The organism is Ureibacillus sp. 179-F W5.1 NHS, from assembly GCF_045369345.1.
GTDB lineage: Bacteria > Bacillota > Bacilli > Bacillales_A > Planococcaceae > Ureibacillus > Ureibacillus halotolerans.
On sequence record NZ_JBIQFG010000039.1, the window covers coordinates 1 to 13,329 of the forward strand.

Sequence of the window (13,329 nt, forward strand, 5' to 3'; positions counted from 1 at the left end):
TGTTCTTGATCTGTAAATAACTTTTTCGACATGTTCTTCCGCTCCATCAACCATTTATTTTATTTCATTATAAATAAAAGTACCCTATAAGAGAGACCTTTTTTCAAGTGTCTTTCTTATAGGGTACATTTTATAGGAGAGGCGCCCTTTTTGTTATATAAATTGTTGTTTTATAATACTACCACTATTATAAACCCTCACTTCTGCGTGGGCCCCATTCACGAAAGTTAGCTGCGGAGGCATATGTCCACAGTCAATGTCATACGCAATTGGTATCGCCAACTCTTCCGCTAGTTCCATATAAACATCTAAAACATGGTAATCATAAATCGTATCATTTGCTTCACTTCTTCCAAACAAAATACCACTACAATTGTTAAACCATCCTGCCAATTTCATTTGCACTAATGATCTTCTTAAATCCGTTACATTCAATTGACAGTTTTCTAAATACCAAATGATCGGTTCATTTTGGATAATTTCTTTTTGAAAATGTTGAACATCTCCATATCCTGTTCCAATCAAATGACGTATCACATCGATACAACCTCCAAGTAACCTTCCCTTTATAAACATCGGGGAATTAGAAATCGTTTTCCACTTTGTCGGTTCCGTTAAATGGAAAATCCACTCCGTCGGATAATCATGCTGCCAACGTTCTTGATATTTTTCGGATGGATATTGAATGACCTCTTCTCCCTTTTTTGTAAAAAGCACCTTTTCCCACATGGCCGTCGTTGGGTCTGACATTGGACCGCGCAAATCGATTAAGTTTGTCCCATGGGCCGTTGCAATCCCCGTCTTTAATGTAATCGCAAGGAGCAATACACTTATATCAGAATACCCTAACAACCATTTCGGTTTTATTTGATCAAATTCTATATGCTCCAATATTTCAATTAACAATTCCCCTCCCCATGGGGGAAAAATAAGTTGAATAGAGTCAGCCTGTAACATCGTATTTAGTTCCATTGCTCGAATTTTAGCAGGAGCCGACTTCGCTTTATATTCTGTCCAGCAGGTTTGTCCAATCACAACTTCATATCCCTTTTGTTCCATACGATAAATAGCTTCTTCCAACAATGAATGTTGTTCCATATGTAAACCAGACGAAGGAGCAGTTACTCCCATTTTAACCGGTTCTGTCAGAGATGGATAAATAATCATAATGAAATCCCCATTTCCCCTATCAAAATTTTTCTTGTTTCTTCAACATATTAATTTTCTCCTTTATTTAGGAGTACTTTTTAACAATAAAAAAAGTAGTATTAGAATACCTAACACTACTTTTTAATGTTATTTTCAATTATTGTTCTTCGTCTTCTTCTCCAGGCAATTCATGTCCATTTCCATTCGTTCCATTACCATTCATATCTGCACCGTTTGTTGTACCATTCGTTGTGCCATTTGTATTTCCTTCATTGTTTGTTCCCATGCCATCTTCTGTTTCAAGAGCTTCATCAGCATTATCGTTACCATTACCATCTAATGGTTCATCACCAACTGTGTTGTCATTGTTACCTGTACCATTGTCATTTGCTTCGTCATTTACATCTTCGTTGATGATTTCCTCTTCTTCAACTGCATCATTTTCCTCGGCATTATCATTTCCACAACCAACTAGCACACCTGCTAATAATAATGAAAAAGGAATTAATAAGAATTTTTTCACAGAAATTTCCTCCTTATACTTGATGTATATAGGATGTGTAGTTTTTTGGAGTTTATTCATATTTTTTTACTTTTTATAAAATATTTTCTCCTTGTATCGACACCGTTTGCCTGACAATTGAAAATTGACGTCCATCCCAAAGTAAAAGGTTTTCAACAATTCCTAATCCATCGGCATGATATTGTCCAGCAATTAATTGCATTGTAAGTAAATAGTATTTACCTGTTCGCGCCAAATCAATTGGGTAAATCCCACTGATTGGATCTACCCAACCTTCTATAGGCTGTTTCAAAGTACCGTCTGCATTATAAATCTCTTCTAAATATTCTTTCCCTTTATATTGCAAATCTAAAATATATTTTTTCTTCGGATTTTCACTTACTACACTTACTTTATATTGATTTTCATATTGTACCGTATAGTTGTGTTGTTCATTAAATTGAATCGAGTCAAAAATTTTCGTCATTCTTCCTTGGATAGAAGTAAAGACATAACTATATAAAATACCACCACTACCACCGGAATCAATCGTTATTAATATATCCTTTACTCCGTTACCTGTTAAATCCCCTAACCATATAGTTGGGTTATAACCAGCATTTTCTGGAAGCGCTATATGCTGAAATTGGTTAGTATGGCCATTTCTTATTGTCAGCGTTATATTCCTTAAAAAAGGACTATCGGGCTCTTTCGTACCTGTCAGGTATACCCAATCAGGAAATCTGTCCCCGGTTACATCGCCGAATTCACTTGCTACTATTTGTTGATTAGAAGCAGTTGGCACATATTGTACCGCTCTTCTCCACTGAAAATTATTCATCCTCATTCTCCCTTACTTAGTTGGAATAAACAATAATCCAAAGAACATTCATTATTCTCTCTCTTATTTAATGTTCAACAGTAAGGAAAAGTACCATTCCAAATAATCCGGTTGCCATAATTTCAGTGAAGTATTCAATACGTTTAAAACGCTACTCTTTACTCGCCCTTGAAAAAAGAATGGCTAAAATAAGAGCAAACCCTAAATAGCCCATTAACGAATAGACTTTTCCTACCAATGTTGTAAAACCAACAAAACTTGCCATAAAGCCAATGGCACCTATTAATATGACAGACGGCTTATAAATAGGATCCTTTGGCGGAATGAAACGAATAATAAAGGAATAGAGAAGACCTACTGCTGTATTGTAAATCATCCCTAACAAAGCAAATGCCATTAAGAACCCTAATAACGGATGTATGTTTTTAGCAATTTCTAATATAGGCATTTCTGTACCGGACACGATATCCATTTTTGCAAACATAGCTACATTAATAAGTAAAATTAACATTCCAAGCATTAGCCCACCAATGATTCCCCCTGCTCCAGCCACTCTTCTTGTTGATGCTGTACGACCAATAACTGTTAGCATCGCGACGCTGGTAGCGATATTATAAGATACATAAAGCAAAGCACCCATCAGCCAGTTTGGGGCTGCTATTGGTTGATGTTGGGCTAATATATTTTGTTCAGCAAAGGATAAATCCATTGTAAGGATGGAATAGATTGCAATAATCAACATGATTGCCATTAAATATGGGGTTGCTACTGCTATGACACTAATAATACTTTTCACATTGAGCATTAACGTCAAAACGGTTAACGCTACCATGAGCAAACTTCCTATAAAGGGGTCAAACCCTAACATTTGCTTTACCGTTGAAGCAGCACCGGCGAACATAGCCACAACTAACGCAAATAAAAAGAACGTGATGAGAAAGTCCAAAATCGTACCGAAAGTCCGACCCGCTATATGATATACAACCTCTTTATGGGAAGTAGTTTGTAACTCATATCCTAATTGTGCTATACACATTCCTAAATAAGAAAATCCAATTGTGGCAACAATTGCTCCAACAATACCGTATATCCCAAACCCCGTGAAAAATTGCATGATTTCTTGTCCAGAAGCGAAACCCCCACCAACAACTAGTCCAACAAAAGCTCCACCTATTTGAAAACTTTTTTTCACCAATTCCCTCATTTCTAAAATTGGACAATTACCTAGGATATAGGTAATCTTATATTTCTATGAACAAGCTCTCAATATATGGATATGATTTCTTTTCTTATTCATACGTCTTTATACTCGTTTTATGTTATTCAAAATTCGACGAAAAAAATCCGAAAACAACTCATGAATTGTTTTCGGACGAAGATTACCGATATATTTTTGTCGCAATTGTATATTGATTAATTATATCTATATTTGGCTCATAACCTATTCCTACCTTTTGAGGTACTAGAATGCAACCATCTTCTACTACGACTTCCGGATTTATAATATCTTGCTCCCAATAATGGTTGGAGCCTGCTGTATCACCTGGCATTACAAAGTTAGAAAGGGATGTGAGTGCGATATTATGCGCACGACCAATACCGGATTCTAACATTCCTCCGCACCAAACTGGAATATTTTTTTCTTCACAATAATCGTGAATTTTTTTCGCTTCAGTAATACCTCCAACACGCCCAATTTTAATATTGATGACGCCACAACTGCCTAACTCGATAGCTTTTTTCGCATCTTCTAATGAATTGATACTTTCATCTAAACAAATAGGTGTTTTAATTTGTTTTTGAAGTTTCGCATGGTCAATAATGTCATCATATGCAAGGGGTTGTTCAATCATTGTTAAGTTAAATTCATCCAGTTGCTTTAGTAACTTTACATCTTTTAAGCTATAAGCTGAGTTGGCATCTGCCATCAATGGTACATCGGGGAAATGTTCCCGTAATGAGCGGATTATCTCGATATCCCTGCCAGGTTTAATTTTCACTTTAATTCGTTTATAACCATCTTTAATCGCACGATCTACTACTTCGATTTGTTTTTCAATCGTTTCTTGAATTCCTATACTAATTCCCACTTCAATTTTATCTTTTTTACCACCTAATGCCTGAGCCAATGACTGATTCGTCTGTTGTGTATAAATATCCCAAATTGCCCCTTCTATAGCTGATTTAGCCATATTATTTTTTCTAATTCCTTTAAGCAAATCCGTTATATTATCTGGATGGTGTATTTCTTTATTTAAAAGAAGAGGGATGATGAAATCCTCTAACATATGCCAATTTGTTTTCAAAGTTTCTTCTGTATACCAAGGTGCATCAAATGCTACTGATTCGCCCCATCCAATTGTTCCCTTTTCTTCTTTTACTTCTAACAATAAAAACTCTTTGTCATGAAACGTTCCAAAACTCGTTGAGAATGGATTTTTTAATCTCATTTTTAGATGACGTATAATAACTTCCTTAATTTTCAATGGAATCCTCTTCTCTTTCATTGTCTTTTATCTATAAACTCCCTAAAATGGTTATCTCTCAACTATCATACCACCGCTTTTTATGCTCTTTAAAGTTTCAACTATTTAAGAATCTCTTTAAGTATTATAAAAATAAAAACGTCCCATTCATGCAAAGTTGCAATCGAATGGGACGATTCATTCATTGATTAATAATCCATATTAATATTTATAAGATTGACCACCATCAATAGGTATAACAGCAGCATTAATGAAGTTAGCTTGATCAGATAGTAGGAACGCTACTAAGTAACCAACTTCTTCAGGTTTTCCAAAACGTTTCATTGGATTCGGTTGAACAAATTGTTTTCCTACTTCTTCCCAGTTTTCTGGATCGATTTGTTTCAATGACCCTTCTACCATAGGCGTCATAATCGCACCTGGAGCAATAGCTTTAATCGATACACCAAATTGACCGTATTCTATACCAGAGTTACGAGTTAACCCAACGACACCATGTTTACTAGCAGCATAACCCGATTGGTTACCTACTCCACGAATACCACCAACAGATGCAGTATTCACTACTGAACCATAACCTTGTTCTTTCATAACTTTTAAAACATATTTTAATCCGTAGAATACACCGTTTAAGTTAATGCTTACTACTTTTTCAAATTCATCACTACCGAAGTCTTCTGTTAAGTTTTGTTTTCCTTCTATACCTGCATTATTAAAGAAACCGTCAATTTTACCAAAGGTTTCAACCGTTTTATTTACATAGTTTTGCACTGCTTGTTCATCAGCCACATTCGCAGTAATAAGTAATATTTCTGCCTTTGGTGCTACTTCTAAAATTTTTGCTTTTGTATCTTCAAGACCTTTTTCATTTAAGTCAACTAAAGATAATTTTGCCCCTTCTTTAGCGACTTGAAGAGCCGCTGCTTGCCCTAATCCAGAACCTGCTCCAGTAATAAGTACAACTTTTTCTTCAAATCGATTCATATGAAAGACTCCCTTATGCTTTTTAAATTTAATATCTCGAATTCGAAATATTATAATTCTAATTTATACCTCATTTTTTTATCTGTCAAAACATAGGCTCTGTTTTTATACTTTCAATAACTAGTATAGAGCCTATTAAAAAATTTATACAAGTAGATATGTAACATTACATTTTTTATTAGAAGATATCTTCTACTACAATAAGCAAGCCCTGACCTTTTACTACTCGTAAAAAATCAGGGCATTTTATTTTAAGTTTTCCAATCTAAATTTAGAACTACCCATTATTAGGAAATTCTACTCCTATATGTAAAACTTATTATTTTTAAAGACTTTTAATTGAGATTGCTTTGCTAGTAGCAAATGTCCAATAACCGTACATACAATACTTAGCACTAAATTTATAGTTGAAGAAAGGATTACTTCATCAAATGCTAAAGGACTATCATTAAAGAACATGACATGAAATAAAGGGATAATTTGTCCCCCAGTTAAATATTCGGTGGAAACATATGATCCGATAATCACAATCGGAATAGTAACTTTTTTAAAACAAATGATAAACAAGAATGCTACTGAAATATAAAATATCGATTCAGATAAATATTGCAACAAAAGTACAAAGAAGTTAGCATCAGGAAATCTAAATGTCAAGGCAGCACAACAAATTAATATGAATAAGAAATAAATAAAGCAAAAGATACTAACCCTAAATAAACCATGCTCTAATGCAGTAACTGGATAGCTGTAAAACAAATCCCTTCCATCCTCTTCAAAATAATCAAAGTATAAAAAAATAACCCACCAGGCTGAAAAAGGAGCAATTAAAAACTCCATTTGCGTAAGAAGGAAGAAAGACAGTTCTTTTTCTCCCATCACATATTGGATAAAGAAAACGATAAAAAAGACTAAAGGGAAATAAAATGCATAACCCATTGCTTTTACTTCAAAAAATAAATCTATTTTCCTAAACATGAGTTAAGTTCCTTTTAGTTATATATAGATAGGTATCTTCGAGACAAGTATCGACAGTTCTAGCATTATTAATAGAAGCTTCAGAAAAGAAACGTACCAAATAACGGTTGTTAAGTTGTTTAATGGATATAATATCTTCTTCTTTTATAGGGATAGGTGAATCAAATGGAACATCCATTTCAAAAACAAGTCCCTTTGTCATTTCAGCAAGTTTATTCCTTGTACCCGTTTGTAATATCTTTCCTTCCTTCATAATAGCAATATGGTCACATGTTGACTCTAAGTCCTCAACAATATGGGTTGAAATAATGATAATTCTGTTTTCACCAATTTTCCGAAGGAGTCTGCAGAAACGAACTCTTTCCTCAATATCAAGTCCGGCTGTTGGTTCATCTACTATAATAATCTGGGGATTACCTAATAAGGCTTGTGCAATCCCAAGCCTCCGAAGCATACCACCTGAAAGGTTCTTTACCTTTTTCGTTTTTTGTTCAGATAAATTAACTGATTGAAGGATAGAATTTATTGCCTCACTTCTAACTTTTTTTCCCCTAATACCTTTCAAAATGGCAAAATGGTTCATTACTTCCTCCACTTTAAGAGATCTGTAAATTGAAAAATGTTGAGGAAGATAACCTAACCGTTCACGAACTTCAGATGGTTCGTTCCAAGAAAGGTCATCTTCATCAATTCTTATGATGCCACTATCAGGTATGTCTAGAGTTGCCAACAACTTCATTAAAGTTGTCTTCCCAGCCCCATTAGGACCTAAAAGTCCGAAGGTTCCACGAATTTCAAGAGAAACATGATCTAGAGCACGCTTGGATCCAAAACTTTTAGTAATATCCTTTACAATAATTGATTTCAATTTTCTATACTCCCTTGTATTTTTCTAATAATTTATAAACATTTTCCCAAGAAGAATTATTATTTTTCATTAAATTATACCAATCTTTAACAAATAGTTGTTTCTCCTCTATAGCATCATTTTCCATCAACCAGTCTGATAAAGCATATAAAACTTCTTTTTTCTGTCCTTGTGATGAAACATTTTTATACCAATCTAAAAAATTCCCTTCATCTTTTATATTGTGAATCTGATTATATAAATAACAATACATTAAGTCGAATGCGCGAAATACATCCCTATCTTCTACTTCAATATCTTCATATTTCCATGAAATAGCTGGAAATAGCCAATAAGTAAAATAGGCAGGGGAATCAATATACCAAGATGAATTGGAATAACTAAAAATTAGTGTTTCAGGTGTATACCAGACCATTTCCTCCATTGAATTGTCTGAAGTAGATAGTGTAGGAGCCTTCCAAACCTGCTTTGGATAAGTTAGGTTTTCGATTCCTAAATTATTTGATACATAATTCAAAAGCATTATTGTAGAATCTTTCATTTCGTTATAATGGTTACCTTTAATATCACTTGGATATACAAGTTGCACGTCTTCAACACTACGCTCTTGAAGTTCACCAGAAAGGAGAGAAAGTCCTGTCGAGGAAGTTCCCTTGAACTGTCCTGGCTTTACTTCAGGTATATTTGTATAAAGGGGCTCTCTTCCTTCATAATTTAAGACAAATTCAGTCGGATATTTTAACTGGTGGTTGTTTCTTACAAGAGTTCCGTATGAATCTACTTCAAAAGAAGGAGAGGCATCTACAGATGGCAACCAATTAAAGTAATAAGGAAGATAGATTGCCCGATTATTAGCGTAAAACAAAGACGAACTAGTTCCTTCATAAGTAATAGTAAGTTTAATTGATTCATCTTGGCCCCACTTTTCTGTTAAGGGTATTGTTACTAAATCCTTATCTCTTTTAATCTGAACTATTTTTCCGTTAACTAACAATTCTTTAACCTTAAAATCATGATACAGAGATAGCGTCAATTCATTCAGCTCGCCTTGATTGTTTATAAGTTCCATATTCACAGTTGTTTTAAGCAAACGGTTAATCTCTAAATTAATTTCGTAGGACAAGGCGTGTATATCTAGCGATTTGGCCTCTGGCTGTTCCTTCTGATAATACAAAAATTCTACTAGCTCTCTTGAAATCTCTTCGTCCTGTGCCGTTATATATAGTTGTCTATCAAGCGAAAGCCCATAGCAAATGACTAAAAGTAGAATAAAAGAAAATGCAATCAATTTAGAAAAGGTTTTTCTTTTAATGATTGAATAAGTTTTATAAAGTGCAATTAGTAGAAAGACTATCAAAGTAACAATCCAAACAAAATGTTTTAACCAATAAAACCAATCAATCGAAAGTCCATATAATCCATTGTATACACCACTTGGATTTGGTTCTCCTAAATTAAGCCAACGTGCCAATGTTGTAAGGTGAATTCCTAAAAAGGATGTATTAATTGGACCTATAAGTCCCCATGCAATTAGTGCTAACGGGAATGCCAATCTTCCCTTTATCCAAATGGCAATTAATATCCCAATAAAATAGGAAATGAAAAAAGTAATACAAAAATAGAGGAGCATATAAAAAATGGCACTAATAAAGATATGATTAAATGCGAACCCTTGAACTAGATAATAAATTAAATAGAAAACGTAGAATATTATTGTAAAGAATAAAGACAATAATAGTCCAAATAACAGTTTTCCAATTAGGTTGAAGAGCATTCCTCTTTCAATCGTTGAATATAGGTCCTCTAAATGATGCCGATGATCTAGTTGTACTAATATTATCCCAAATAAAATAAAAGCTAATATCCCAGCCTGGACTAAAAAGCTAGTTGACGTTAAAACATCACCAGGTGAAGAAATATCAGACAAGGCTAAATATTCGTAAGCTAAAAATCCAACTAACAGTAACCAAAAAATGGGCTGCCTGCTAAATTGTAAAAAAATTATGTAAATAAAGTTTAATAATTTCCCCAAGATAATACCTCCTACATTTCCTAAAATTATTTTATATTACAAATTTACAAATTACTACAAGATATTGTAAAATTATGTTATATTTTATTTGTAATAATTACCAATAAAGTTTTTTTTTAAGATTTTATAGGGTAAATAGGAGGAGATTGTATGGAAAAGAGAAAAAATTTAAAAAGAAAAAAAGTAGCTGGTAGTATTCTCACTTTTGGTACATTAATGTTTTTTTCGTTTAATGCCTATGCAGCATCATCAACCGCAGTAGTGTCTAGCAGCGATTCAGATCATTCTGGAAGTCAGGTTTGGTGTGGAGATAACATAATGGACTTATTTTGGGCTGAAAATGATAGTTATATTAACTATTATGCTTATATAATGCAAGAGGTTACAGGTATAAACAAATCTGTACATACACGGACAATCGGTGACTATCAACAAGTAGAATCGCAAGATATTTATATAAATGAAGATGATCACTATTATGCTAGAGCCAAATGGACAGGTGAAGCAGGGCTTAAGTATTTACAAGGAAGAGCAGGAATAATAAGTGAATAATATGGTTCCATATATTGTTTCTTAATTTCTAAAACAAATTTACATGTCTGTCTAATGCCAAGTCACCTTTAAAATATAGTGAACTTGGCATTATTTATTATGTTATGATTAAAGGATATTAAAAAACAATCTTTAAACTCCATATAATTAAAGTTGAATCAGTATTTTGATTTCCTACATCAGATACTTCCAACATTTAAAAATCATAATCATTTGCTAATTATTAGTAAGTGTCCATACTACCCTTAGTTATCTTGGTCATAATTGCTATTTTATTTCCCTAAAAACTAAATGCCTAATGATAGTCAAAAAATTATTGTAGTCCTATTGAGGAATTATAAAGCTTGGCTTAATCACCCTGTAAAATTACTTCCTTGTCTTCCTTTTAGTAAAATCTAAAATATGGCTAAAGAGATTGTATTACTCATTTGGTTATTGATTTCGGTCACAAAATTTTAGTCTTATTTTTTCCATAACTAAAATAAGTTGTTCAAGTAATCATCATCTGTTATAAGTAAAAATGCTTAATATGTATAGTGATCGGAGACAACTATCTCATATCTCCAAAATGTCAAATTAAAATGCATCAAAGAAATGTCAACAGGCAGCTACTCTTTTAATAAAAGAATAACTGCCTTTTTAAACTAAAAATCTATTCTTTTATTTTCAGGTCACTTACCTAACTACTTATTCTATCCTTCCTAGACACTCTCCCAATTTTCTATAAAATAGACTTTCTCCTCCCAATCTCATATTTATTTTGAAGCATATTTTCCCTCTAATGGCTATATGTCCATTAACAAAATCTATTAAGCGAATATTATGTTAAAGAAAAGGAGGTGAAGAAATAAGTTGTAATTTTAATTAGCTTCCATCATTTTCAGTTCATTGATTTTCTAAACAAACCCAATTTCAAAACTAGACTTAAGTTAATAAATGTAATGGAATCTCTTTAAAAAATATTAGAAAATAAAACTGAAAAAGTAAAAAGCTAAAATAAACCTTTTACACGTTAAGCTACATTAGGTAGATTCATTTTTAATAGCAAAAAACGTTTTGCATCATCTTTCCCCTCAAAAAAAGGAATCGTTATTAAAATCAAACTAAGAAATGTGTTTATTCACATTTCCATCAAGGGTATTTTAATAGAAAATGTCTTTGCTATAATCCTCGCAAATGCAATTCAAAGGGAACTTGGTCGAGAGCAAGGAAACAAAAGTTGTCTAGGTGGGAAGATAACGATTTGCTAAATTCCTTGTAATGAATTTGCAAATGCTAGCATTTAAGCAAGGTCATTTACTAAGTAAAAAATGGAATCCGAATTCCATACGAACTAAAAACTATTCCGATGAGGACAGGACATTCTTAGAATATTTGTCTTACGCTCTTTGGATACTTCAATTTCTATTAAATTGATCCATCATCCCATTTTAATAGCAACTAAGAAGAGTGAGAAAGACGATGTTTTTAAGAATAGACGCTTTCCAAAAGTCACCATAGTACTAGGGTAAGACATTTCTTTTAACTTTAACGCCTATGAAGAGTAGGCACTGCTCTATTTAATATTTCGCTTAATGTTTCTTCCACTAATCCATTATTACACCGATCATTTAATGCCTATTAGAACGGAACTAGTAGGCATTCTTTTTATTTTCATCATATTTTGAACATAGAACTGAAATAGTTGACTTCCTTACATAGATAAGGTTTATTTTTTGTATGTACAAATTTCCGGTTTTAGTTTAAAGGAGTTTCTTTATGAATCCAGGAGTATCAAAGATGACTTTAGTCATATTATTAAGCAATTTATTCATTTCTTTCATTGGTATAGGACTAGTAATCCCTGTTATGCCAACGATTATGAATGAGATGGCACTGAGTGGTTCTATTATGGGTTATATGGTCGCAGCTTTTGCCCTAGCTCAACTGATTGTCTCCCCAATTACTGGTAAATGGGCAGATCAATTTGGACGAAAAAAGATACTTATTGTCGGTCTCCTCATATTCAGTATTTCAGAATTACTTTTCGGATTAGGGAAGACGGTTGAAATGTTATTTCTTTCCCGAATATTAGGCGGTATTAGTGGTGCCTTTATTATGCCTGCAGTTACAGCTTTTATTGCTGATATTACAACGGAAAGTGCTCGTCCAAAAGCACTTGGGTATATGTCTGCTGCGATTAATACCGGTTTTATTATCGGACCCGGTATTGGTGGCTTATTAACAGAGTTCGGTACACGTACACCTTTTTTCACCGCTGCACTTTTAGCTTGTATTGCCGCCGTCATCTCTTTTCTCTTTTTAAAGGAACCAAAAGCGAGCGAGTCCATCAAAACTAGTGAAAAGATACCGACTGGCGTAAAACGGATTTTTGTTCCAATGTACTTTTTTGCTTTTATATTATTGTTTTTTAGCTCTTTTAGTTTAGCATCCTTCGAATCTTTGTTTAGCTTATTTGTCGACCATAAATTTAACTTTACACCTAAAGATATCGCATTACTCGTAACGGGTGGCGGACTTGTCGGTGCCCTTGCCCAAGTAATCTTATTCGATCCACTTACGAAAAAGTTAGGTGAAATAGGATTAGTAACATACAGTTTAATTGTCTCAGCACTATTGGTTTTTAGTATGACTGTTGTAAATACTTATTGGTCCGTAATGCTCACATCATGTATTGTTTTTATCGGTTTTGATTTAATTCGCCCTGCTATTACGTCCTACTTATCCAAACACGCTGGCAATGAACAAGGATTTGTTGGTGGAATGAATTCGATGTTTACTAGTCTCGGAAATATTATGGGACCGATGATTGGTGGAATGTTGTTCGATATTAATTTTAACTATCCCTATTACTTTGCTACGATCGTTTTAGTAATCGGCATTATCTTTTCCCTTTTCTGGAAAAGTCCATTATCTTCTAAATGAAAAATGACTCCATTT

At 33.4% G+C, this 13,329-nt stretch carries 11 protein-coding genes; 2 read left to right on the top strand and 9 right to left on the bottom strand.

The window, feature by feature from the left end:
* Positions 1-153 precede the first annotated feature (153 nt).
* The 9 genes from ACH0B5_RS14420 to ACH0B5_RS14460 form a co-directional block, all read right to left on the bottom strand.
* A complete protein-coding gene (locus ACH0B5_RS14420) occupies positions 154-1,167 on the bottom strand; it encodes a S66 family peptidase (protein ID WP_122971991.1) in 1,014 nt (337 codons plus the stop codon).
* Between the two features lie 139 nt (positions 1,168-1,306).
* A complete protein-coding gene (locus ACH0B5_RS14425) occupies positions 1,307-1,672 on the bottom strand; it encodes a hypothetical protein (RefSeq protein WP_122971990.1) in 366 nt (121 codons plus the stop codon).
* A 73-nt stretch (positions 1,673-1,745) separates the two neighbouring features.
* A complete protein-coding gene (locus ACH0B5_RS14430; RefSeq protein ID WP_122971989.1) occupies positions 1,746-2,492 on the bottom strand; it encodes a hypothetical protein in 747 nt (248 codons plus the stop codon).
* Positions 2,493-2,643: 151 nt separating this feature from the next.
* Positions 2,644-3,684, bottom strand: coding sequence for a YkvI family membrane protein (locus tag ACH0B5_RS14435; protein WP_122971988.1), 1,041 nt, complete (start codon positions 3,682-3,684; stop codon positions 2,644-2,646).
* A 187-nt stretch (positions 3,685-3,871) separates the two neighbouring features.
* Positions 3,872-4,978, bottom strand: a complete 1,107-nt coding sequence (gene menC / locus ACH0B5_RS14440) for an o-succinylbenzoate synthase (RefSeq protein ID WP_122971987.1) — start codon at positions 4,976-4,978, stop codon at positions 3,872-3,874.
* 201 nt (positions 4,979-5,179) lie between these two features.
* Positions 5,180-5,962, bottom strand: a complete 783-nt coding sequence (locus ACH0B5_RS14445) for an SDR family oxidoreductase (RefSeq protein ID WP_122971986.1) — start codon at positions 5,960-5,962, stop codon at positions 5,180-5,182.
* Positions 5,963-6,265: 303 nt separating this feature from the next.
* Positions 6,266-6,898: a hypothetical protein gene (locus ACH0B5_RS14450; protein ID WP_148037818.1), complete on the bottom strand. Its 633-nt coding sequence runs from the start codon at positions 6,896-6,898 to the stop codon at positions 6,266-6,268.
* Positions 6,899-6,929: 31 nt separating this feature from the next.
* The gene (locus ACH0B5_RS14455; protein ID WP_122971984.1) at positions 6,930-7,805 is read right to left on the bottom strand and encodes an ABC transporter ATP-binding protein; all 876 of its coding nucleotides are present in this window, start codon (positions 7,803-7,805) and stop codon (positions 6,930-6,932) included.
* A 4-nt stretch (positions 7,806-7,809) separates the two neighbouring features.
* Positions 7,810-9,837 carry an LTA synthase family protein gene (locus tag ACH0B5_RS14460; RefSeq protein WP_122971983.1) on the bottom strand — a complete coding sequence of 676 codons (2,028 nt, stop codon included), beginning with the start codon at positions 9,835-9,837 and terminating at the stop codon, positions 7,810-7,812.
* A gap of 150 nt (positions 9,838-9,987) precedes the next feature.
* Here ACH0B5_RS14460 and ACH0B5_RS14465 point away from each other — a divergent pair, with 150 nt between their 5' ends.
* On the top strand, positions 9,988-10,389 hold the full coding sequence (locus tag ACH0B5_RS14465) for a hypothetical protein (protein ID WP_122971982.1): 402 nt from the start codon (positions 9,988-9,990) through the stop codon (positions 10,387-10,389).
* 1,758 nt (positions 10,390-12,147) lie between these two features.
* Positions 12,148-13,314 carry an MFS transporter gene (locus ACH0B5_RS14470; RefSeq protein WP_122971981.1) on the top strand — a complete coding sequence of 389 codons (1,167 nt, stop codon included), beginning with the start codon at positions 12,148-12,150 and terminating at the stop codon, positions 13,312-13,314.
* Positions 13,315-13,329: the final 15 nt, after the last annotated feature.